15 protein-coding genes are annotated in these 23,093 nt (G+C 63.0%); 7 read left to right on the top strand and 8 right to left on the bottom strand.

From position 1 onward, the window contains the following. Positions 1 to 86: 86 nt before the first annotated feature. The 4 genes from ACERK3_10385 to ACERK3_10370 form a co-directional block, all read right to left on the bottom strand. Positions 87 to 1,016 (bottom strand): anti-sigma factor domain-containing protein, encoded by a 930-nt coding sequence (locus tag ACERK3_10385; protein MFA9478704.1) that lies wholly within the window; start codon positions 1,014 to 1,016, stop codon positions 87 to 89. After that, the gene (locus tag ACERK3_10380; protein MFA9478703.1) at positions 1,013 to 1,675 is read right to left on the bottom strand and encodes a sigma-70 family RNA polymerase sigma factor; all 663 of its coding nucleotides are present in this window, start codon (positions 1,673 to 1,675) and stop codon (positions 1,013 to 1,015) included. The genes ACERK3_10385 and ACERK3_10380 overlap by 4 nt, the downstream gene beginning before the upstream one ends. A 213-nt stretch (positions 1,676 to 1,888) precedes the next feature. After that, entirely contained in the window at positions 1,889 to 4,015 is a 2,127-nt protein-coding gene (gene thrS / locus ACERK3_10375; protein MFA9478702.1) for a threonine--tRNA ligase, read from the bottom strand. A 290-nt stretch (positions 4,016 to 4,305) separates the two neighbouring features. Further along, positions 4,306 to 5,856 (bottom strand): S8 family serine peptidase, encoded by a 1,551-nt coding sequence (locus ACERK3_10370; protein MFA9478701.1) that lies wholly within the window; start codon positions 5,854 to 5,856, stop codon positions 4,306 to 4,308. A gap of 684 nt (positions 5,857 to 6,540) precedes the next feature. Here ACERK3_10370 and ACERK3_10365 point away from each other — a divergent pair. The 3 genes from ACERK3_10365 to lpdA all read left to right on the top strand — a co-directional run bounded on the left by ACERK3_10365 (position 6,541) and on the right by lpdA (position 12,426). After that, positions 6,541 to 9,468, top strand: a complete 2,928-nt coding sequence (locus ACERK3_10365; protein ID MFA9478700.1) for a 2-oxoglutarate dehydrogenase E1 component — start codon at positions 6,541 to 6,543, stop codon at positions 9,466 to 9,468. Between the two features lie 176 nt (positions 9,469 to 9,644). Next, positions 9,645 to 10,919 carry a 2-oxoglutarate dehydrogenase complex dihydrolipoyllysine-residue succinyltransferase gene (gene odhB / locus ACERK3_10360; GenBank protein MFA9478699.1) on the top strand — a complete coding sequence of 425 codons (1,275 nt, stop codon included), beginning with the start codon at positions 9,645 to 9,647 and terminating at the stop codon, positions 10,917 to 10,919. A 118-nt stretch (positions 10,920 to 11,037) separates the two neighbouring features. Beyond that, positions 11,038 to 12,426 (top strand): dihydrolipoyl dehydrogenase, encoded by a 1,389-nt coding sequence (lpdA, locus tag ACERK3_10355; GenBank protein ID MFA9478698.1) that lies wholly within the window; start codon positions 11,038 to 11,040, stop codon positions 12,424 to 12,426. 200 nt (positions 12,427 to 12,626) lie between these two features. On the opposite strand, the gene ACERK3_10350 is transcribed toward lpdA, so the two are convergent. Next, entirely contained in the window at positions 12,627 to 13,478 is an 852-nt protein-coding gene (locus ACERK3_10350; protein MFA9478697.1) for a hypothetical protein, read from the bottom strand. Between the two features lie 497 nt (positions 13,479 to 13,975). Further along, a complete protein-coding gene (locus ACERK3_10345) occupies positions 13,976 to 15,505 on the bottom strand; it encodes a hypothetical protein (protein MFA9478696.1) in 1,530 nt (509 codons plus the stop codon). Between the two features lie 116 nt (positions 15,506 to 15,621). Between ACERK3_10345 and ACERK3_10340 the strand changes: the two genes are divergently transcribed. The 4 genes from ACERK3_10340 to ACERK3_10325 all read left to right on the top strand — a co-directional run bounded on the left by ACERK3_10340 (position 15,622) and on the right by ACERK3_10325 (position 20,224). Continuing rightward, positions 15,622 to 16,005: a hypothetical protein gene (locus ACERK3_10340; GenBank protein MFA9478695.1), complete on the top strand. Its 384-nt coding sequence runs from the start codon at positions 15,622 to 15,624 to the stop codon at positions 16,003 to 16,005. A 120-nt stretch (positions 16,006 to 16,125) separates the two neighbouring features. Further along, positions 16,126 to 17,757: an anthranilate synthase component I gene (gene trpE, locus ACERK3_10335; protein MFA9478694.1), complete on the top strand. Its 1,632-nt coding sequence runs from the start codon at positions 16,126 to 16,128 to the stop codon at positions 17,755 to 17,757. Positions 17,758 to 18,046: 289 nt separating this feature from the next. Further along, positions 18,047 to 18,337 carry a FliM/FliN family flagellar motor switch protein gene (locus tag ACERK3_10330; GenBank protein ID MFA9478693.1) on the top strand — a complete coding sequence of 97 codons (291 nt, stop codon included), beginning with the start codon at positions 18,047 to 18,049 and terminating at the stop codon, positions 18,335 to 18,337. Between the two features lie 243 nt (positions 18,338 to 18,580). Next, positions 18,581 to 20,224, top strand: coding sequence for a nitrite/sulfite reductase (locus ACERK3_10325; protein MFA9478692.1), 1,644 nt, complete (start codon positions 18,581 to 18,583; stop codon positions 20,222 to 20,224). 103 nt (positions 20,225 to 20,327) lie between these two features. On the opposite strand, the gene gndA is transcribed toward ACERK3_10325, so the two are convergent. Together gndA and ACERK3_10315 are read right to left on the bottom strand one after the other, a co-directional pair. Further along, the gene (gene gndA, locus ACERK3_10320) at positions 20,328 to 21,836 is read right to left on the bottom strand and encodes an NADP-dependent phosphogluconate dehydrogenase (protein ID MFA9478691.1); all 1,509 of its coding nucleotides are present in this window, start codon (positions 21,834 to 21,836) and stop codon (positions 20,328 to 20,330) included. Positions 21,837 to 21,953: 117 nt separating this feature from the next. Continuing rightward, positions 21,954 to 22,934 carry a phosphoglycerate dehydrogenase gene (locus tag ACERK3_10315; GenBank protein MFA9478690.1) on the bottom strand — a complete coding sequence of 327 codons (981 nt, stop codon included), beginning with the start codon at positions 22,932 to 22,934 and terminating at the stop codon, positions 21,954 to 21,956. Positions 22,935 to 23,093 lie beyond the last annotated feature (159 nt).

Raw genomic sequence — 23,093 nt, 5'->3', positions numbered from 1 at the left:
ATGTGAATCGTCTGTAGACCGGAAGCCCACGGCTTCCAACCGTGGATGGCGGGTGGCTGCCCGACGATGGCCCGTTGGCTCACGCGTTACCGCAGCAGACCTTCCATCACCAGCGTGCCTCGCAGATCATCCGCATCGTCCGCATCCGCATTCGCGTAGCTCACCGCCGCCCGGCTGAACGACTCCACGCCGTTGGGCAACTCGAACTCGATATGCATGCCCCCATCTTCGTCCGGCTTAAACCGCCCGGCCCGGACCATCCGATCATCCTCCGTCACCAGCCAGAGGTGGTACACCTTGCCCTCGCTCGGCGGCCGAAGACTGCGAACGAAAAAGTGACATACGTTCCGCTCCTCGTCCCACAGCAGCCGGGCCACCGCGTCGGCGTAGCTCTCGTCTTCGCTGCGGAACGAGACCATCTGCATCGCCGACGAATACAGCGAGTCGAACAGGTTGGCCGTGCCGTCCATCGCACGGGACATCTGCGCCATGCTGCTTTCGTGCTCCGTGACCGTCTCGCCGGCGGCGTGAAGCTGCTGCTCCAGCTCGGCGACGCGCTCGCGATTGGCGGTCAACGGCCCGAGCAGCACGATCGCCGTCACCACCGCCGCCGCCGCCGCGACCGCGCCCATCGGCAGCAGCCGGGCCATCATGCCCCGCCTCCGCCCACCGAACACCATCGTCTGATCGTCCGCATCTTCCGACCGGGACCGCGACTCGGGCATCGTCGGCGAATCGCGAGGCGACGGCGCAGCCGAGGCCTTCGCCGCGCGGGCCGTGTCCTGCCGATCACGCTGCACCCGCGCCATCAACCGCTCACGCGAACCGACAGACGGCTCGTCGGGCGGCAACGCCAAAGCCAGATTGGCCAACGTCGCCTCAGCCTCGGCCATGTATGCGGCACAGACCGGACAGCTAGTGTCCAGATGTTCCTCCAGCGCCTGCTGCTGCTGCTCGTCCAAAGCACCAGCAAGGTAGAGGAGAATCTGGTCACGATGTTGCTCCTTACAGCTCATCGGTGACTCTCCTCGCCCCCACCTGTACTACGCAGCGCGTCGCGTAGTCGGATGAGGCCCAATCGAATTCTGGTCTTAATCGTGCCTAACGGCTTATCAAGCTCCTCCGCAATCTGCTGATGGCTCATCCCGTTGAAAAACGACAATACCACCGCCTCACGCTGATCCGGCGAAAGCGACCCTAGCGCCGTGCGAACCTGTTGTCGACGCTCTGTGATCCAAACACGCTCCGCAGGGTCGGCCTTCCCGTCGTCGCCTCGATCGTCCACATCCAGCGGGCTCGTCGAATTTCCCGCACGCGAACGAGCCGCTCGCGAGCGGTGATGATCAATCGCCCGGCTACGCGCCAGCATCATCAGATACGTCGACACCGAGCCCCGGCGGGCGTTAAATCGAGCTGATTGGGCCCACAACTCCCAAAATACGTCGACCAACGTCTCCTCCGCATCGCTCGGGTTCCGCAACACACGCAGGCAAATCGCGTAAACCGTCCGATTATAGCGGTCAAACAATGCCTCGAGCGCTGCCTCATCCGCCTGACTGACCCGGCGCATAAGCTCCTGATCCGTCAGGGTCTCCAGTGAACCGTTCGCCCCGCCATGAATTTCACCCAACAGCGAAGGCTCGGCATTTTCAGGTTCTGAGTGGTGGGTCGTCATGAACGCTCGGTGACCACGCCTTCACGAGCGCGCGGGGGGACTGGTACAACTCTTACATGCGACAGATGCCGCGCAATCTTCTACTTCGAACCGGCGGAAATATCAAGACGAAACTGACGACGCTGTGGTTCACGGGGGGGGGGGGGGAACCCATAACCTGGGCGGCTGTATGTCGGCGTTGGGTGAGTTGTCCGCCGCCATCACCACGTCATTTCACACCGCCGCCACCGTCGCCGACCGTTCTGCGATCTCCGCGCCGATCCGCGTCACGAATGCCTCGCGCGGCATCGCGCCGAGGTCGCCTTCGCTGCGATGCCGGACGCTCACCGTGCCCGCATCCTGGTCTTTCCCGCCGACGACGAGCATGTAGGGCACTTTCGCGTCCTGCGCGACCTTGATCTTCGCGTTCAGCCGATCGTTGCCGTCGTCCATCGACACGCGCACGCCCGCGGCCTTCAGCTCGTCCGCCACCTGCTGCGCGTAGTCGACAAACTTGTCGCTGATCGGTAGCACACGCACCTGCTCCGGCGAAAGCCACGTCGGAAACGCCCCGTTGAAGTGCTCGATCAACACACCCACAAACCGCTCCATCGACCCGAACGGCGCACGATGGATCATCACCGGCCGATGCGACTTGTTGTCCGCACCCACATACGACAGATCAAACCGCTGCGGCAGCTGGTAATCCACCTGCACCGTCCCCAACTGCCACTCCCGCCCGATCACGTCGCGCACCACGAAGTCGATCTTCGGCCCATAAAAAGCCGCCTCGCCCGGCTCGGCGACAAACGGCACACCCAATCCCGCCGCCGCCCGCTTGCACGCCGCCTCCGCCTTGTCCCACTGCGATGGCTCACCGACATATTTCGTGCCGTCCGGATCGCGCAGCCCGACCCGCACGCGATAGTCGTCCATGCCCAGCGTCGCGAACACGATCTTCACCAACTCCAGGCAGCCCGCCACCTCGTCGTCGAGCTGGTCTTCGGTGACGAACAGGTGAGCATCATCCTGCGTGAACCCTCGCACGCGGGTCATGCCGCCGATCTCGCCCGACTGCTCCCAGCGATACACCGTGCCGAACTCCGCCAGCCGAATCGGCAGATCGCGGTAGCTGCGCTTTTCGCTGTCGAAAATCTTGATGTGAAACGGGCAGTTCATCGGCTTGAGCAGGTAGCCTTCGATATCACCCTCTCGCATCGACGCGGACAACTGCGCACAGGTGCACCCCTCGTCTGCGAGATGCTTCAAATGCTCGTGGTGAATCATCGGCGGATACTGGCTGTCCTGGTAATACGGAAAATGCCCGCTCGTCTTAAAGAGGTCCAGCTTGCCGATGTGTGGCGTAAACACCTGGCTGTAGCCTTGCCGACGCAGGTGCTCGCTGATGAACTTCTGAAGCTCGTCGCGCACCACCGCGCCCTTGGGCTTCCAGAGGATCAGCCCCTGCCCGACCATTTCATCGATGGTGAACAGCCCCAGTCGTTGGCCGAGCACGCGATGGTCGCGCTGCCTGGCTTGTTCGAGCTGTTCCATGTGTGCGTCAAGGTCTGCCGCGCTGAAGAAGGCCGTGCCGTACACGCGCTGAAACTTGTCGCTGGTCACATCGCCATGCCAATGCGATTGCGCGATGCTCGTCACCTTGAACGCGCCGATCAACCCCGTCGCCGGCACATGCGGCCCCTGGCAGAGGTCTTCCCACACCCCCTGTTGCAACACATCCTGCAAAGCCCAGGGATGGCCATCCCTGGGCGTTACCCCAGCAACCTCACCCGTCACATACCACGACAGCGCCGCGGCGCCGCCTTCGATCGCCCGCTGCGCGTTGTCGAGCTTGTACTTGTTCCCCTCCGCGTCGAGCTTTTTCATCCCCACATCCGTCGCCAGCTCGTACCGCGTGAACGGCCGATCTTCCGCGACGATCTTCTGCATCTCGGCTTCGATCTTCTCAAAGTCGCTCGCCGAGATGGGCGTCGCCAGCGCAATGTCATAGTAAAACCCGGTATCCAACGGCGGCCCGTACGCCAGCATCGCCTCCGGCCAGATCCGCTGGATCGCCTCCGCCATCACATGCGCCGTCGAGTGGCGCAGCAGGTAGAGCGCATCCTTCTCATGCTGTTCATCGCGGAACTTGCTTCGGCCTTTCTTGTCCTGCCGCGGCGCGGTGACGATCTCCAGCTTCGCGTCCTCGGCGATCGGCCGATCCGCGTCCACCAGCACACCGTCAACCTTCGCGCCGATGGCCGCCTTCGCAAGCCCGGCCCCGATCTCCGCCGCCACCTCGCGAGCCGACACCGGCCCGTCATACTGCTTTTCGCTGCCGTCGGGCAGAGTGATCTTCATAGCATGTTCTCCATCGCAAACCATCGTTTATATCAGCTTCGATTCCACGCTGCCCCCCACGCCCGCACATGCAAGCCGACCCCACGCCGACACACCCGCAAAAGCACGCGCAATAAATAACGGCCGTCCACCCGGACGGCCGTCGTTCGCTTGCCTCAAATCTCGGGGCACGATCAGCGACGGACGCTCGGGCAGACCTGCCCAGCGGTGGTAGTCGTCGTGATCGTGGTCGTCATCCTGCAACGCATGATTCGAAGCATATCCCTTGCCCGGATGATGTCAACGCCCGCTCACGCCGCCCGCGGCCGACGCGATCGGCGAAACGCCAGCAGCGTCACGGTCAACAGCAACGCACCCGTGCCCGGCTCGGGGATGATCTGCCACGCGAGGCCGTAATCCCACTCGAACGTCCCGTTCGCCACCACACGCAGCTCGTAGTCTCGGCCGACCAAGAGGCCGTCGAACCAGATGTGCTCGCTGTTGTGGATGGTGCTTTCGGAGCTGTCCAGCAGGACTTCGCCGAGGGTCACGTCGTAGAGAAACAGGTCGAGGTTGTGCAGGACTTCGCTGAACGTCGCCGGAAACGGCCCGATGCCGGGCGTGATGTTGACGTCGAGGTTCCACACCAGCGACGCGAGCAGTTCGGTTTCGCTCGCCGAGCCTGGCGTGAAGAAGTACGACGCCTCGCTCGCCGTGCCGTTATCGCCGCCGAACGCCGGGTTGTAGTCCCAGCCGTGCGTGGTGATGGTGCTGCCTGCGTCCTGCTCGCCGCCGGCGAGGATGCGGTAGCTGTTGTAAATGTTCATCTGCCCCGCGCCGTATCGGCTGTCGAGGTTGTTGGTGGTATCGGCGGTGTAGTCGGTCAGGCTGTCGCCGCGCGGGTTGATGACATACCGATCCGCACCGGCCATGAGCACGGCCCGGATAATTTCGCTCGTTTCAGCGTGGTTGATTTCGCGCGTGCGGTTCGTGATCGTGTTGTTGTTGGACAGCGACGCATCCTGCCCGGTTTCCAGCAGCAGCGCCACGGCGGCGGAGACCATGGGCGTGGCCCAACTGGTGGCGATCTCATTGTCGTCGTGGCGATAGCCGGGCGTGACAAGCGTGGGCGCAACCCGGCCGGCGGTATAGGTGCTGTCGACGCCCGCGGTGCCAGTGGCGTGGTTGCCGTTGGTCACACCGACACTGATGACGTTGTAGGCACTTGACCAGAGCGGCTGATTGCTGCTTGTACTGCCGTTGTTCACCCCGGCGACCTGGATGTAATCATCCCGCTCGACGACGTAATCGAATCGACGGAGCAGTTCGCTGTCGAAGTCGGTGGCGGCAATATAGCTGTGATTGGCGACCCGGCTGTTGGTCTGCAGGGGGAGGGCGTTCTGGCCGAGGCGAAGGAAGTCGGACTGAACCCAATCGCTGAACGAGTAGAGGCGGATGGGGTTGTCTTCGTCCAGGCCGATGCCCGGTGCGATGGAGGTGTTGTTGCCGTAGAAGTTGCGACCGACGCGGGTGGCATGCGTACTGGTGCTGGCTTCGGAGACATTCACGAAGAATTTGCCGTTGAACTCGTTGTGGCCGGTGCTGGGCGCACTTTCCACGTGCGTCACGCCGATGCCGAATCCGGTGGGCACGTTACTACCCAGCAGGGCTTCGAGTTCGGGGAAGCCCATCAGGTCGCGATAGCCCGCCTCGGCCCGGCTGACGCCGACGACCAGCAGCAGCAGCGCCATCGCGATAATGGCAAGCCTTATGAGTGTGCGCGTCGAACCGGTCGGCCGACGATCGTCCGATGCGGCGCTGCGGCCGGGGGCGGACCTTCCGACAGGGGCGGGGGTGGTCATGGTTATTTCAACTCCTCCAAGCTGAATCGCGATTACGACGTGATCATCGCCTTCCGTCGGCCAACCCATAACACCGCGGCCGCCCCCCCATTCCAACGTCCGCATGATGCGGCAGACGCCACAAATATACTTCGCAACCGCCGCGATACCACGTTTTTTTGCAAATGTCGACCAATTGCGGAGACCTCCACCCCACTGATTCGCTGTAGATATTGTCGAATTAACAACTTGCGCTCATCATTCACGGTCTCGATTGCACAGACGAAGCCCACGGATTTAATCCGTGGGCGTCACCCTCCTACACCGCGCCTGAGTTGGATGGGTAGTCCATATTCAGATCATTGATGGGTAAACAAAGCCAACCCCCCACCCGCAACGCCCCCCGCTCGACACCCCCGGCCGCCGCCGATTGCCCCTGCTCGGGTTTAGGGTCATTCAGGGGTGTCGCCGTCGGGGTGCCCGGCTATGATTCATTAGACATGGGAGACGTCATCTGTACGCCCCATAACCGTCGGCTAAAACAACGCGTATTAAGGCCATGCGCCACCGGGCCGATGTGTTACTCTACAAGCAAGCGATCGCCTGCTACGCCGCAGGCTCGGTGTAACCCGTTTGGGGTGGGACGCCGAGCCGCCAACGTGGGCGTTTTTCCTCACGTTCGCTGGACATGAAAGGCACCCCACCGTGGATCAGACCGACCTGCCCTGGCCCGACAGCACCAACCTCGCCTACGTCGAACAACTCTACGGGCGATACGTGCAAGACCCCGACTCGCTCGACCCGACATGGCGAGAATACTTCGACCGCTGGGCCCGCGAGGATGTGCCCACCCGCTCCAACGGCCTCGGCCCCTCCTTCCAGGCCCGCAGCATCTTCAACCCCGCCAGCCAAGCCACCAACGGCAACGGCAGTGGCAGTGGCAATGGACAGCATCATCACGGCAACGGACACCCGGCCGTGAGCCCGTCCGCCATCACCTCGCAGCCCGCCCTCAACCGCGAACTCGAACGCCAGGCCATGAGCCTCAGCTCATTGCAGGATCGCGTCGACCAGCTCATCCGAAACTACCGCGTCCGCGGGCACATCGTCGCCCAGCTCGATCCGCTGGGCACGAAACGCGAAGACCCCTCCGAACTCGACCCCGGTACGTACGGCTTCACCGACGCCGACATGGACAGGCCCTTCCACACCGCCACCATGCCCGGCCCCAACATCCGCACCCTCCGACAGATCATCGAACAGCTGCGAAACACCTACTGCCGAAACATCGGCGCGCAGTTCATGCACATCGACAACCTCGGCGTCCGCCAGTGGCTTCAAGACCGCATGGAAGCCGACGAGAACAAGGTCGATCTCTCCCGCAAAGAACAGATCCGTATCCTCACCCGCCTCACCGACGCGGTCATCTTCGAGCAGTTCATCCAGAAAAAGTTCACCGGCGCGAAAAGCTTCTCGCTCGAAGGCGCGGAAAGCCTCATCCCCCTGCTCGACCTCTCGCTGGAAAAAGCAGGCGACCAGGGCGTCCGCGAAGTGGTCATCGGCATGGCCCACCGCGGCCGACTCAACGTGCTCGCCAACATCATCGGCAAAGGCCCGCAGCAGATCTTCCGCGAGTTCGAAGACGTCGACCCCGACCGCTACATCGGACGCGGCGACGTGAAATACCACCTCGGCTACTCCGGCGACTGGCGCACCCGCCACGGCCAGAACATCCACCTCTCGCTCTGCTTCAACCCCAGCCACCTCGAATTCGTCAACCCGGTCGCCCTCGGCCGAATGCGCGCCAAGCAGGACCGCACCGGCGAAGCCACACGCGGTGAAAAAGGCATGGTCGTGCTCATCCACGGCGACGCCGCCTTCGCCGGCGAAGGCATCATCCAGGAAACGCTTAACCTCTCCAACCTCCCCGGCTACACCATCGGCGGCACGCTGCACATCGTCGTCAACAACCAGATCGGCTTCACCACCAGCCCGCCTGAAGCTCGCTCCAGCCGATACGCCACCGACGTCGCGAAGATGCTCCAGATCCCCATCTTCCACGTCAACGGCGAATCGCCCGAAGCGGTCGCCTCCGTCGTCCGCCTCGCCATGGACTTCCGACGCGAGTTCAAACGCGACGTCGTCATCGACATGTACTGCTACCGCCGCCGGGGACACAACGAAGGCGACGAGCCCGGCTTCACCCAGCCGATCATGTACGACGCCATCGAAAAGCGAAAGTCCGTCCACGAAGGCTACCTCGACCACCTGCTCCAACTCGGCGGGGTCACCCAGGAAGACGCGGACCGCATCGCCCACCGCCGCACCGAACTGCTGGAGAAAGAGCTCTCGGCCGCTCGTAGCGAAAACTACGTCAGCCAGGCCCAGGAACTCGGCGGCATTTGGGAGAACTACTTCGGCGGCCTCGAATCCAGCGTCGCCGACGTCAACACCGGCTACGACAAGGCCGAGCTGCAATCACTGCTCGAAAAACAGACCCGACTGCCCGACGATTTCAACTTCCACCCCAAGATCAAACGCCTCCACCGCATCCGCAGGCAGATGGCCGAGGGCGCACGCTCGCTCGACTGGGCCAGCGCCGAAGCCCTCGCGATGGCGACCCTGTCCGTCGAAGGCTATCGCGTCCGTCTCTCCGGGCAGGACTGTCAGCGGGGCACGTTCAGCCATCGCCACGCCGTGGTGCACGACATCAAGACCGGCGAAACCTACTGCCCCCTCCAGCACCTGGCCGAGGGACAGGCCCCGATCGAAATCGTTAACAGCCCGCTCTCCGAAGCCGGCGTCATGGGCTTTGAGTTCGGCTACAGCCTCGACTACCCCGACGGCCTGGTAATGTGGGAAGCCCAGTTCGGCGACTTCGTCAACGCGGCGCAGGTCATCATCGACCAGTTCCTCGTCTCCGCGGAAGACAAGTGGCGAAGGCTCAACGCCCTCGTCCTGCTCCTGCCGCACGGCTTCGAAGGCCAAGGCCCCGAACACTCCTCCGCACGACTCGAACGCTTCCTCATGCTCTCCGCAGAGGACAACATTCAGGTCTGCAACCCGACGACGCCAGCCCAGTATTTCCACCTGCTTCGCAGGCAAGTGCTCCGGCCCTGGCGTAAGCCGTTGATCGTGATGAGCCCCAAGAGCCTGCTCCGCCACCCCGCCGCCGTGTCGAGCATCGACGCGATGGCCAGCGGGCGGTTCCATCGCGTGCTCGCGGACGTGTCGACCGAGCCACGCAAAGACGTGTCGCGCGTGCTGCTGTGCTCGGGCAAGATCTACTACGAGCTGGCCGAGCAACGCGAAAAGCTCGAGCGCAACGACGTCGCGATCCTTCGGCTGGAGCAGTACTACCCGTTCCCCGACAAAGCGCTGGCCAAGGCGATCGAGCCCTACGGCAAGCAAGTGCCCGTCTACTGGGTGCAGGAAGAACCGGTGAACATGGGCGCCTGGCCGATGCTCCGCCGCGATCACTGCACCAGGCTGCTCGGCCGCTGGCCGTTCGAAGGCATCGGACGACCGGAGTCGGCCAGCCCGGCGACCGGGTCGCGCGCGGCCCACCAGATCGAGCAGGAGCGCGTCATCGCCGAGGCGTTCGGCGAAGACGTCGGGCAGTCGGTATCCTGATGAAAGTTCGGATTTCGCCACGAAGACACGAAGTTCACGAAGGAGACACGAAGTAAGACAGAGAAGTGAAAGCCAATTCCTTTCAACTTCCCTATCCGCCTTCGTGATTGCTTCGTGCCCTTCGTGTCTTCGTGGCATAACAAATACGCCTTGATGACACGAACGCTGGAGCAGCCATGGCCGTGGAATTGAAAGTCCCTGAAGCGGGTGAGTCGGTGACCGAGGTTGAACTTGGCACGTGGCATAAAAAGGAAGGCGAGCAGGTCGCGAAAGACGAGCTGATCGTCGAAATCGAAACCGACAAGGTGACGCAGGAACTCGTCGCGCCCGCCGACGGCACGCTGACCAAGGTGCTCAAGAAGACCGGCGAAACCGCTCGCGTGGGCGAAGTGGTCGCCCACTTCGAGGAAGGCGACGCCCCCGCCGCGTCGAAGTCCGAGTCGCAGAAAGAGCCCGTCAAGGGGGAGGCGAAGGCCCAATCGAAGGACGAGTCGAAGTCAGACGAAGCCAAGTCGCCCGCGCCCTCGGCAGCCGACAGCGAGCCGCGCATCATGCCCGCCGCCCAGCGGATGATGGAGGAGCACGCCGTTCGCGCTGCCGACATTGAGCCCACCGGCCCCGGCGGTCGCATCCTCAAGGAAGACGTCCAACGTCACCTCGAAACCGCCTCGACCTCATCCACCCCAAGCCGGAGCGAAGCGCCGCGCAGCTCCGGATCCGCCCCCTCGACCGCCTCGCAACCGGCTGGCGACCGTCAGGAAGAAGCCGTGCCCATGAGCCCGCTTCGCCGACGCATTGCCGAACGGCTCGTCCAGGCGCAGCAGAACGCCGCCATGCTCACCACCTTCAACGAGGTGGACATGTCGGGCATCATGAACCTGCGCAATCAATACAAAGACAGCTTCGAAAAACGCTACGGCATCAAGCTCGGGTTCATGAGCTTTTTCGTCAAGGCCTGCATCGACGCGCTCAAGCAGTTCCCCGCGGTCAACGCGGAAATCCGCGATCGTGACATCGTCTATAAAAACTATTACGACATCGGCATCGCGGTCAGCACGGAGAAAGGCCTCGTCGTGCCCGTCGTGCGGAACACCGAGCGTTTGAGCTTCGCCGAGATCGAGCAGACCATCGCCGACTTCGGCAAGCGGGCCCGCGATGGCAAGATCAAGATCGAAGAACTGCAAGGCGGCACGTTCACCATCACCAACGGCGGCGTGTTCGGCTCGCTGATGTCGACGCCCATCCTCAACCCGCCTCAGTCCGGCGTGCTGGGCATGCACACCATTCAGCAACGCCCCATCGCGGTTGACGGCAAGGTCGAGATTCGGCCGATGATGTACATCGCGCTGACGTACGACCACCGCGTGATCGACGGCCGCGAAGCAGTGAGCTTCCTCAAACGCATCAAGGACGCCTGCGAAGACCCCAACCGCATGCTGATGGAAGTGTGATCAACCGTTAGCCGCGGAGCGCGCCGCGGGGGACACTCATTCAAGCCCGCGCTCCGACGCGCTCCGCGGCGAACCGGCCAAACTTGTCGGCCGGCGTGCATGACGTATGCTGGTCAGCATGAGCGAACACGATCTGATCGTCATCGGGGCCGGGCCGGGCGGCTATGTCGCAGCGATTCGCGCTGCACAACTTGGGCTCAACGTCGCCTGCGTCGACGACAACGCCGAGCCGGGCGGCACTTGCCTTCGCGTCGGATGCATCCCGAGCAAGGCCATGCTCGAGTCGTCCGAACGCTACGACGAAGCCCAACACCACCTCGCCGACCACGGCGTGACCGTCGGCAGCGTCAAGCTCGACCTGCCCACCATGCTCAAACGCAAGGACAAGGTGGTCCAGTCGCTGACGCGCGGCGTGAAAAGCCTCTTCAAAAAGAACAAGGTCACCCACTATCAGGGCCGTGCCCGACTCAACAAAGACCGCGCCGTCATCGTCACCGACGACAAAGGCAACGAGCAGACCCACGCTGCCAAGCACATCATCATCGCCACCGGCTCAACGCCTGCGACCCTGCCGGGCATCGACCTCAGCGACAAGCGGGTCGACACGAGCACAGACGCGCTCAGCTATGACAAAGTGCCCAAAAAGCTCGCGGTTATCGGCGCGGGTTACATCGGCCTGGAGCTTGGCGCGGTCTGGCGGCGCCTCGGTTCCGAAGTAACGATGATCGAATACCTCGACCGCATCCTGCCCGGCATGGATAGCGAGATGGCGACTCTCGCCCACAAGCTGTTCAAGAAGCAGGGGCTGAACTTTCGGCTGGGCGCGAAAGTCACCGGCGCGAAGAGCAAGGGCAAGGGCGCGGTGGTCGAACTGGAAGGCGGCGAGACGATTGAAGCCGACCGCGTGCTGGTCGCCGTCGGCCGCAAGCCTAACACCGAAGGCCTGGGCCTCGACGAAGCGGGGGTTGAGCTGGACGAGCGCGGGCGGATCAAGATCGACAGCGACTTCAAGACCAGCGTTGCCAACGTGTACGCGGTAGGCGACGTCGTCGCCGGGGCGATGCTCGCACACAAAGCCGAGGACGAAGGCGTCGCGTGTGTGGAGAAGATCGTGCTCGGCCGGGGGCATGTCGACTACAACGCCATCCCCGCCGTGGTCTACACGCATCCGGAGATCGCTTCGGTCGGCCGAACGGAAGAGCAACTCAAGCAACAGGGGGTCGCGTACCGCAAGGGCACGTTCCCGTTCATGGCCAACGGCCGGGCGCGCTCGCTGGAGCAGACCGACGGCATGGTGAAGATTCTCGCGGACGAAAAGACCGACCGCGTGCTGGGCGTGCACATCCTCGGCCCGCGGGCAGGCGACCTGATCGCCGAGTGCGCCACTGCGATGACGTTCGGCGCATCGTCGGAAGATCTGGTCATGGCCTGCCACGCACACCCGACGCTCGCCGAGGCGGTGCGCGAGGCGGCGATGGCGGTCGACGATCGTGCGATCCACATTTGATTTTCGCGTCGTTCGACAGCTGGCGGGTGGACGGGGAATGCGCTAAACGGCATAGCCGAATTGCCCGCGACACGGCCCCACATCACATCACGAAAAAAGGCCCGACCGCGTATGCGATCGGGCCTTTTCAGATATTCGCTTCGCCGGCATGACCCAGGTTTTCACGTGGGTCGGGTGGGCGAAGTTTTTCATCAATCGAATCAGTAGGTCATGCTGACGCCGATCGTGCCGTACGTGTTGAACACGTCGCCACCGAAGCCGCCCATCTGGTTCAGAGCGCGAACGTTTCGGCCGGACCACTGAGCGTGCACACCAGCGCTGGCGGACCACTGGCCATACTCACGCGGGATGAACCGCAGCGGCATGCCGACGCGGGCACCGACGTTGAAGTAGCTGAACGCGTGGTCCGCGTTGCCTTCAACCTGATGGTAACGATGCACGTTCACACCAACGGTCGTGGGCACGCTGAGGGTGATCGGGTAGTCCGATTCCTCGGGGGTCAGTTCGAATGACGGCTCAACGCCGAGTTCGAGGAACACACCGCGGTTGGCGCCATACAGGCCACCCTGCGTTTCGATCGCGACCAGCGCGAACGGGTTGAGGGCGGGCATGCCGTAAGGCTCGGTCAGTTCACTTTCGTCGTACGAGACGCCGATGTTGACTTCCGAAGTCAGCGAGGCGTCAGCCGCCGGGTCCCGTCGCGTCACGTAAGCGGCGTCGATCACCAGGCCTTCGTAAACTTCCGCGGCAGCGCCGATGAAGAAGTCTGCCTGGAACCACTTCTGGCCGCGATCGTGGAAGCTGTTCCACGTGCCGAAGTAAACTTCCGACTCGATACCGGCAAACTCCGGCATGGCCACGCCGACCGTGGCGTAAGGCTGGAAGATGAAGCCCTTGTTCTGCTTCGTCACGCCGCGGAAGATGTATTCGCTCGCCACGTCGGCGCCGATTTCCAAGCTCACATTGCCCTGATTGATTGCGGGCACGTCCTGCGCCATTGCGGGGCTGGCAACCAGGCCGGCCGTCACCAGTGCACCTGCGACCAGGTTCATCCCGGTCCAATTTCGTCCGTGTACCATTTCGAGACTCCTTGTTCGATACTAAAGCGGAACCCTACAGGTGCGCCCTTGCCGACCGCCCACGCGACGGTCCGGGGCCACCTCTTAAGTTTGACGCAACTTTGAACGAAAACCCGAGTCGCTTTGCCAGACCGTTAAAGATGCATAGCAGGCGATCGGGTCATCAAATCGCTTCGACCTCTTTCATCGGACCGCCGATCGATTTACGTCCACAAAACGTGTGTTGTGTCGCCTGAACCGACCCGCCGGTGAAAAAACGCCGCTATGCGTATGGAAAGCCACGCCATTATCGGGCATGTGATACGGATCGGACATGAAGCCACGATGTCAAGGGCAATAGCCCTCCGCGGAAGCGGAGGGTTCGCGCCATAATGCACCAAACCCCACGCTCCCGCGTGGGGCTATGGGGCATGAGGTGTATGATTGTTTCGTGACGGTCAAATACGTCGCAAATTGATCGGGCAACCCAATCAAGCAGGCGTCAAGCCGCGATACAACTCCTGCACGCGCTGCGACTGCGATCGACGAACCGATTCCAGTGTCAAACGCGGAACCTCATAGTTCGCCTCGTCCTCCGGCACGGTTCGGCAGTGCTCCTGCAACACCGAGTACATGAACTTGAACGCATCGCGCGGCTGGTGCATCTGATCCAACGCATCCACCAGCATCTCACTGGTCACATCGTCGGCGAACAGGTCGGTCAGCGAAATCGGCCCAGCGTCGTCCGGCCGACATGCACGCAAACGCGTCGAGCACAGGTCATACAAAGTTGCTCCCGACCACGTCAGGCGATCGACCAGGTTCTGCTTGTCCAGCCGGGCCTCCTGGAAAAAGGCCGCCGTCTCGCGATGCAGAATATGCCTCAGCTCAATCGGCAGCAGCAGCTTGATGCCCACCCGCTCCTGCTGGAGGAACTTGTTGTCAAACGTCGGCCAGATCAACGCCTTCATCCGGTCGGGGTTGCCGCTGATCGCGCTCGGCTCGTCCACACGGTCGATCAGCACGATGATGCCCACGTAATTCAGCTCGCCCAGCACGTCCAGCAGCCGACGCGTCATCTGATACCGCACATCCGTCGCCCCCTCCGGCCGAGGCAGCGGCTGACGCGATACGACGCCCGTCCCCAGGTCCGCGAACATCTGCCGCAGCTCGCCGGCGGTCCGACGCACCGATGGCATGTCCTGCCGAACCTGGCGCGCCAAAAACCACGACTGGCTATGCCGCCACAACCAGTAGCCGCCCAGCAGCACCGCCGCCGCGATCGCCACCCCCACCGCGATCGGCAGCCAGTTCGGCGTCGTCGGCTCGACAGCCATCCACACCCCCAACGCCACCGCCACCACCGCCGCGACGCCCGCGGCGTGCAACGGCAGGCCCATCGGCAGCCCGCCGCCCAGCCGAAGCTTCGTACGCACTTTCTGCCAACGCCCGCTCAACGTGCCCGCACGCGGCTCGTCGTACAACGCGGACAGCAAACCCCAATCGGTCCGCGTCTGCGGCGGGAGCTTGCGGATAAATTTTTTCAGCTCACGCGGATCGCTGTTGGGCAGGTGCACCGGCTCTTCGTCACGCGTGGCTTCACCCAGCAACGAGTCGTTGAGTTGCGTGACCGCCAGCGAGAGGATCGCATCCTGGTGGTCCGCCAGGCGAATGTTCGCCAGCGCCTCCGCCTCGTCCCGGCCGGTCTGGCGGACGAGGTTGTCGATCACGGGGTTGAAGTCGTCGTAAGGCACGACGAGGACGCGCGACTCGGGCTCCTTGCGATTGTGTTCGTCGACGTTTCGGCCGATGAGCAGGCGCATGGCGGTCTTGCCGCTGCCTTTTTCGCCGAACGCGACCGCCGTGCCGGGCCGATCCACCCGGCCGAGGATCTTGGGAAAGTCCGGGTGCTTCGCCGCCGTCTCCGCCAGCCGTTCGAAGACCGGGTCATGCCGAGCCTCTTCAGCGCCGAACGGGTTCTCTTTGATGTGGTAATGCGCGAGGAAGGTGTCAATGTTCATATTGAAGGTCCATACGGAGGCCGGGCGTCCGAGGTTTTTCATTTCTGGTTTCTGGTCGGCCGGAATGAAAAACCAGAAACGAGAAACCAGAAACCGGTTCCTATAGACTATCGCCCATGAGCGAGTCACCCAAACCCGAAGATGGCGGAAAATCGCTGGAAGGGCGCGCCTTCGCCCTCAGTTCCGCCGAGCAGCGCGACGCGGCGATGGCCGAGGCCGTCGACTACCGCGGCGATGTCACGATCCAGACCCACGCCGGCCAGACGTACGTCGGCTACGTGTTCGACCGCCGAACGAAGGCGGGCAAGGCCATCGTCCGCCTCATGCCCGAGGACAAGCCCGGCGAGCGGATGGAAGTCGCCTGCGACGAGATCGCCAGCCTCGAATTCACCGGCCGCGACCCCGCAGCAGGCAAAAGCTGGGAAACATGGGTCAAAAAATACGTCGAGAAAAAACAGCGAGGCGAAGCAGCCTCCATCGAATCCGAACCCCTGGAGTGAGTTTGGAATTTCGAATTTGGAATTTCGGATTTCGAATCTGGCTGTGAACGTACCACCACGCCTGTTCGTCCCATCCGGCAAATTCCAAATCCGAAATCCGAAATTCCAAATTCGACCCTCATGCCCCGCAGCCTTCCCGATTTTCAGAGCTTCAAGCGACTCGCGTCTTCGTCGGCCGACGAAGGTGGGGGCAACCTCGTGCCCGTCTATCGCCGACTGTTCGCCGACCAGCTTTCGCCCGTGCTGGCGTACCGGCGGTTCGTCTCCGGCGATGACCGCCACGCGCCCAGCTTCCTGCTCGAATCCGTCGTGGGCGGCGAGCACTCCGCTCGCTACAGCTACCTCGGCGCTCGCCCCATTGCCGAGTTGCTCGCCCACGACAAACGCGTCACCTATCGCGATCACCGTCAGCCGAGCCGCAACAAGCAGTACGACTCGGCGGACCCATTGCGCGAAATGGACCGCCTGACCCGCGACTGGACGCTCGCCCGCGTGCCGGGCCTGCCCGATTTCACCGGCGGCTGGGTGGGCTACGCCGGCTACGACACGGTCCGCTATCTCGAAGGCGAAAAGCTACCTTCGCCGCCCGCCGACGACCGCGGTCTGCCGGACATGCACTTTCAGCTCTACCACGACGTGATCGCGTTCGACCACGTGCAAAAGACGCTGCTGGTTATCACGCACGTGCTCACCGACGAACACGACTCGCTCGAAGCTGCGTACGCAGCGGGCGAAAAACAGCTTGATGCGCTGGTGCACTGCCTGGTCACGCCCCGCCGACAGAAGGCCGCCGCGGAGGCCGACCCCTCACAAGACAGCGAAGGCGAGTTGCCCACCGGTCATGTTGACCTCGCAGCGCCGCCGCCGACGTTGCCCGTGAGCACGATGGGCGAAGGCGGCTACCAGCAGGCCGTGCTCAAGGCGAAGGAATACGTCGCGGCGGGCGATATCTTCCAGGTCGTGCCCAGTCAGCGGTTCGAGTTGGCGACGTCGGCCGACCCGTTTGACGTGTACCGGGCGCTGCGCGTGGTGAACCCGTCGCCTTACATGTTCTACCTTCAGATCGAAGGCGGCATGCTCGTGGGGTCGAGCCCGGAGATTCTCTGCCGGGTGGACGGGCGGGAAGTGACGAATCGGCCGCTGGCGGGCACGCGCCGTCGCGGGCGCGACGCGGCGGAAGACGCAGCGATGGAGCGCGAGCTGGTCGACGATCCGAAGGACCGGGCGGAGCACATCATGCTCGTCGACCTCGGGCGGAACGATGTGGGGCGGGTGTGTGAGCCCGGCTCGGTGAAGCTGCCGGAGGTGATGGCGGTTGAGCGGTACAGCCATGTGATGCATCTTTCGAGCACGGTGACAGGCAGGCTTCGCGAAGGACTCAGTTGCTGGGATGCGTTGCAGGTGAGCCTGCCGGTGGGCACGGTGAGCGGTGCGCCGAAGGTGCGGGCGATGCAGATTATTGATGAGTTGGAGCCGTGGAAGCGTGGCCCCTACGCCGGCGCGGTGGGCTACGCCGACTTCGCGGGGAATATGGATATGGCCATCGCGCTGCGAACGATGGTCGTGCTGCCAGGCAAGGTCGACGGCGCGTGGCGGGTGCACCTGCAAGCCGGCGGCGGCATCGTCGCGGACAGCGACCCGGACGCCGAACACCAGGAGACGGTCAACAAGGCGGCGGCGCTGGCCAAAGCGGTCGACCTCGCGGAAAAAGCGTTCGGCAAAGCGGCGGGGGCCGCGGATGAGCGTGGCTGACGGTCTTGGGAACTAACGCCAAGACGCCAAGATGCCAAAGACAAGGCAGGAGGAAGAGGTTTGAAATCGCGGATGAACGCAGATGTGCGCGGATAAGAGTTGAAATTTTCTCCCCTCCGCGTTCATCTGCGTCAATCTGCGGTTTCTATTTATCTGCCTTCTGTCTTTTTCTTCCTGGCGTCTTGGCGGCTTGGCGACTTGGCGTAAATCAGTGACCTGACGTAAATCGCCGCCGTGACATTCATCCGCTGTTGCAGCCGACCGCGTCGCCGTGCCGATAAGGTGAATTGTGAGCAAGCCTGACGTTCAGACCATCCTCAAGCTTCGCGTGCCGGTGATTGTCCGCATCGGCCACCGGAAGCTGTCACTCAGCGACGTGCTCGCCCTCGGGCCCGGCGCGATCGTCGAGCTGGACAAGCACGCCGACGAGGAGCTGGACCTGCTGGTGACCACCAAGCCGATCGGGACGGGCAATGCGGTGAAAATCGGCGAAAACTTCGGCCTCCGCCTAACCGCCATCGGCAGCCCCCGCGAGCGCATCGAAGCCCTCGCGGGCGAAGCGGACGCGGATGGGGCTTGAGGCTTGAGTCGCTCTGCCTTTCGGGACACCTCCCCCAAGCCCCACCCCCCTCCCCCCACGTCTCCCGCGACCACCCCTTGCCTATCCGCCGCCCCAGCCGCTATAGTGGCATATTCAGCATTGCGCGATGCCTTCTGTTGAGATCGAGTCTCAACGCAACCGCAACATCAGCCCCACGCACCCGTCGCTGACGTCCAGACGCAGCCGACGCGGGTGTCGAAATCGCAACAAAGCGAGGTCCCCATGGCCACCGTCAAACGTGTCAACAAGGTCGAAGAGCTCAAAAAAGCCAAAGACGGCTATGACGTCCTCAAAGACCTCATCGCCCACTCCGAAGCCGGCGACTACGACGCCATCAGCGAAGACGACGTCGCCAACCGCTTCAAGTGGTGGGGCGTCTACCGCCAGAAGCCCAACGTCGGCCACTTCATGCTCCGCATCAAAATCCCCGGTGGACAGCTCAACCCCGCCGAGCTGAACGCCATCGCCGAGCTGACCGACAAGTACGCCCGCGGCTTCGGCGATATCACCACCCGCCAGACCATTCAGCTGCACTGGCTCACCACCGAAGACCTCAAGCCCATCTTCGAAAAGCTCTGGGCCATCGGCATGACCAGCCAGTTCGCCTGCGGCGACGTCCCACGGAACATCGTCGGCTGCCCGCTCGCCGGCGTGCTCGAAGACGAAATCATCGACTCGGCACAACACGCCGTTGATATCCAGAACGCCTTCGTCGAAGGGAAAACCGAGTTCTCGAACCTGCCACGCAAGTTCAAGCCCTCGATCGGCGGCTGCAAGCTCCACTGCCACCAGCCCCAGATCAACGACTTCGGGTTCTACGGCGTCAAGCGCGAAAACGGCGAAGTCGGCTACGGCCTGCTCGTCGGCGGCGGACTCTCGTCCACCCCACACTACGGCCAACCGCTGCGCGTCTTCGTCAAGCCCGAACAGGTCGTCGAAGTCGCCAAAGCCGTCTGCGCCCTCTTCCGAGACCACGGCTACCGCGAAAAACGCACCCGCGCCCGACTCAAGTTCCTCGTCGCTGACCAGGGCTGGCAGTGGACCCGCGACAAGGTCGAAGAAATCCTCGGCTACAAACTGGAGCATGACGACAGCCTCCAGCACCCCCCTGCCGTGCACAGCGACCACATGGGCATCGGCAAGCAGAAGGATGGCAACTACTACGTCGGCGTGCCCATCGAGCGCGGCCGATGGACGGCGAAGAACATGACGGACATTGCCCGCCTCGCTGAGCAATACGGCGAAGGCGAAAAACGCATCCGCCTCACCAGCAAGCAAAACGTCATCTTCCTCGACATCCCCGAAGCCAACGTCGAGAAGCTGACCAAAGAACTCGACAACGTCGGCCTGCCGCCCGTGGCGCACTCGCTGCGCGACAGTCTGGTGAGTTGCACGGGCAGCGAGTTCTGCAACCTGGCGGTGGTGGAAACCAAGCACCGCGCCGGCCGAGTGCTCAAGTGGCTGGAGGAGAATACGGAGATCGACGTACCGATCATGATCTCGTTCACCGGCTGCCCGAACGCGTGCTCGCAATACCAGATCGCCGACATCGGCCTCACCGGCATTCCGGTGGTGATCAAGGGCGAAAAGGATGAGAACGGCAAGCCGCTCAAGGTCGACGGCTACAACGTGCTGCTCGGCGCGACGCTCGGCGAAACGCCGCAGTTCGGCGAAGTCATCGCGAAGAAGGTCGAAGGCGACAAGATCCACCTCGCCCTCAAAGCGCTGGTCGATGCGTACATGGCTGACCGCGTTGATGAGGACGAAACGTTCAAGATGTGGACCGCCCGCAACGAGCCGGAGTACCTCGCGAAGCTGATCACCGAGCCGGTGGAGTCCGCCGAGGCGGTCGCTCTCACGGCGTAAGGCGATCGCTGGGAAAGATCAAAAGATCACCGTTTAACAAATAATAAAGCCCACGGATGGCCATCCGTGGGCTTTATTTGTGGCGTGACAATGTCAGTGAAGCTTACGCTTCGACCTGCGGGCGAGCCTTGTCGGGCCAGTCAACGTGGAAGAACTTGCCGCGTGGCTGGTCGACGCGCTCGAAGGTGTGAGCGCCGAAGTAATCGCGCTGGGCCTGGAGCAGGTTGGCGGGCAGGCGGTCGCTGCGGTAGCCGTCGTAGTAGGCCAGCGCCGACATGAACGCCGGGGCCGAGACACCATTGGTCGCGGCGATGGCGACGACCTTTCGCCAGTTGGCCTGGGCGTTGTGCAGCGCGTCTTTGAAGTACGGGTCGAGCATGAGGTTGACCAGCTTCGGGTCGCGGGCGTACGCGTCGGTGATTTTCTGGAGGAAGCGGGCACGGATGATGCAGCCGCCGCGCCAGATCTTGGCGATGTGGCCGAAGTCCAGCTTCCAGTCGTATTCCTTCTGAGCTTCGCGCATGAGCTGGAAGCCCTGGGCGTAGGCGCAGATCTTGGAGCAGTAGAGGGCGTCGCGGATCGCGTCGATCAGCTCTTTCTTGTCATCCTTGTATTCCGGGGCCGGGCCTTGCAGGACCTTCGACGCGCCGACGCGTTCTTCCTTCAACGCCGAGAGGCAGCGGGCGAACACGGCCTCGGCGATCGCGTTGGCGGGGATGCCCATGTCCAGCGCGTTGGTGGACGTCCACTTGCCCGTGCCCTTTTGCCCAGCGGTGTCGAGCACCGCGTCGACGAGGAACTTGCTCGGGTCGGCCGGGTCGCGCTGCTGGAGAATGTCGGTGGTGATTTCGATGAGGAACGAGTCGAGGTCGCCTTCGTTCCAGCTGCCGAACACTTCGCTCATCTCGCCGGCGTCGAGGCCCAGCAGCGTCTTCATGAGCTGGTAGGCTTCGCAGATCAGCTGCATGTCGATGTATTCGATGCCGTTGTGCACCATCTTGACGTAATGGCCCGCGCCGTTGGCGCCGATGTGGGCGGTGCAGGGCTCGCCTTCGGTGATCGGCTTGCCGGGCTGGTAGTCTTCGTAAGGCTTGCCCGATTCGGGGTCGACCTTGGCGGAGACGGCTTTCCAGATCGGTTCGAGGTGTTGCCAGGCTTCCGGGTCGCCGCCGGGCATCATGGACGGGCCGAAGCGTGCGCCCACTTCGCCACCGGACACGCCCGAGCCGATGAAGTAGAGGCCCTTGGCTTTGAGGTCTTTTTCACGGCGGATGGTATCGGTCCACAGCGCGTTGCCGCCGTCGACGATAATGTCGCCTTTTTCCAGCAGCGGCACGAGGCCGTCGATCACCGCGTCGGTGGGCTTGCCGGCCTGGACGAGGATGATGATCTTGCGCGGGCGCTTGATGGCCTTGACGAAGTCTTCGAGCTTTTCGCAGCCGATGAGTCGATCACGGCTGGGCTCTTCTTTTTGGGCCCGCTCGATGAAGTCGGTCATCTTCGCGGTGGTGCGGTTGTAGACGGCGACGTTGTAGCCGTGGTCCGCAATGTTGAGCACGAGGTTCTGGCCCATGACGGCCAGGCCGATGAGTCCGATGTCTGCGTTTGCCATGATGTTTTCTTCCTCTGAAATTTAGCCGCGGGGCTTGCCCCGCGCTGGGTTGTATGGTGGTTTGCCGAAGATCGCGGGCCAAGGCCCGCGGCTAAATGGGCGTATCGAAATCGATGTTTAAAACTGATTTGCTTGCGCAAGCGGCTTTTCACCGTTGAGCAGGCGGAGCAGGTTTTCGGTCGCCATGACCGCCTGGCGTTCGACGCTTTCAAACGTGCGCGAGCCGATGTGCGGGGTGACGATGATGTTGTCGATGGTCTGGAACGGATGCGGCGTCTGCATCGGTTCCTTGTCGAGCACGTCCGTGCCGTAGCCGAGCAGCTTGCCGGACTTGCACGCCTCGGCGACGTCGGCTTCGTTGACCAGTCCGCCGCGCGAGCAGTTGATGATCATCGCGCCGTCTTTCATCGTGGCGATGCGGTCTTTGTTGATGAAGTGGCGGTTTTCTTCGGTGAGGTTCATGTGCATGCTGACGACGTCGGCCTCGCGGGCGGCCTGGTCGGCGGTGTCACACTTGCGAACGTCGTACTGCTTGACGAATTCCTCGTCCCAGTACACGTCGTAGGCGATGACGTTCATATCGAACGCGCGGGCGCGCTTGGCGACTTCCTTGCCGATCCGGCCGAGGCCGAGGATGGCGATCGTCTTGTTCGCCAGTTCGCTGCCGGTGATGCGCTTCCAGTTGCCCGCTTTGACGTGGTTGACTTCGGGGATGAAATGCTTGGCGAGGGCGATCATCAGCCCGAAGGTGTGCTCGGCGACGGTCGTGTGGTTGACGCCCGGGGTGAAGAGCACGGGCACTTTCAGGTCGGTCGCGGCGGTGACGTCGACCGAGTCGAGGCCGATGCCGTATTTGGAGAGGCATTGCAGTCGGGGCAGCGCGGCTTCGATGACCTTGCGGGTGATGGCGTCGTCGCCGTGCAGCAGGCCGTCGAAGCCGCCGTCGGAGGTCACCAGTTTGAGCATTTCATTTTCGGGCAGCGGTCCGCGGGCGCGGACGACTTCGTGGCCCGACTGTTTGAGCAGCTCGTGATGCTTGCCGGGCGTGTCCTGGTAGGACGTGGTGGTGAGGAGGATGCGTTTAGGCTGTTCTGGCATGGGAGGATCGTCCTTTCGTCAAGAAAGTTTGGTCGGGAGCACCACACGGTTTTGAGCTCCCGCTCACCGTGCAGCACGTCCCTCCAGACATCGCCCTACGCCGACATGAGCGGGGGTGGGCGACCGACGACCTCCGTGCTGGGTTTGATTGAAAATACC

The sequence above is a fragment of the Phycisphaerales bacterium AB-hyl4 genome (assembly GCA_041821185.1).
Taxonomy (GTDB): domain Bacteria; phylum Planctomycetota; class Phycisphaerae; order Phycisphaerales; family Phycisphaeraceae; genus Natronomicrosphaera; species Natronomicrosphaera hydrolytica.
This window is presented reverse-complemented; position numbering and strand designations above follow the sequence as displayed.

Excerpts from the sequence above, each read along its gene's own strand:
- ACERK3_10380 (MFA9478703.1), bottom strand. The coding sequence starts at position 1,675 with ATGACGACCCACCACTCAGAACCTGAAAATGCCGAGCCTTCGCTGTTG.
- thrS (MFA9478702.1), bottom strand. The coding sequence starts at position 4,015 with ATGAAGATCACTCTGCCCGACGGCAGCGAAAAGCAGTATGACGGGCCG.
- ACERK3_10345 (MFA9478696.1), bottom strand. The coding sequence starts at position 15,505 with ATGAACATTGACACCTTCCTCGCGCATTACCACATCAAAGAGAACCCG.
- odhB (MFA9478699.1), top strand. The coding sequence starts at position 9,645 with ATGGCCGTGGAATTGAAAGTCCCTGAAGCGGGTGAGTCGGTGACCGAG.
- ACERK3_10370 (MFA9478701.1), bottom strand. The coding sequence starts at position 5,856 with ATGACCACCCCCGCCCCTGTCGGAAGGTCCGCCCCCGGCCGCAGCGCC.
- ACERK3_10340 (MFA9478695.1), top strand. The coding sequence starts at position 15,622 with ATGAGCGAGTCACCCAAACCCGAAGATGGCGGAAAATCGCTGGAAGGG.
- ACERK3_10315 (MFA9478690.1), bottom strand. The coding sequence starts at position 22,934 with ATGCCAGAACAGCCTAAACGCATCCTCCTCACCACCACGTCCTACCAG.
- ACERK3_10325 (MFA9478692.1), top strand. The coding sequence starts at position 18,581 with ATGGCCACCGTCAAACGTGTCAACAAGGTCGAAGAGCTCAAAAAAGCC.
- ACERK3_10350 (MFA9478697.1), bottom strand. The coding sequence starts at position 13,478 with ATGAACCTGGTCGCAGGTGCACTGGTGACGGCCGGCCTGGTTGCCAGC.
- gndA (MFA9478691.1), bottom strand. The coding sequence starts at position 21,836 with ATGGCAAACGCAGACATCGGACTCATCGGCCTGGCCGTCATGGGCCAG.
- trpE (MFA9478694.1), top strand. The coding sequence starts at position 16,126 with ATGCCCCGCAGCCTTCCCGATTTTCAGAGCTTCAAGCGACTCGCGTCT.
- ACERK3_10385 (MFA9478704.1), bottom strand. The coding sequence starts at position 1,016 with ATGAGCTGTAAGGAGCAACATCGTGACCAGATTCTCCTCTACCTTGCT.
- lpdA (MFA9478698.1), top strand. The coding sequence starts at position 11,038 with ATGAGCGAACACGATCTGATCGTCATCGGGGCCGGGCCGGGCGGCTAT.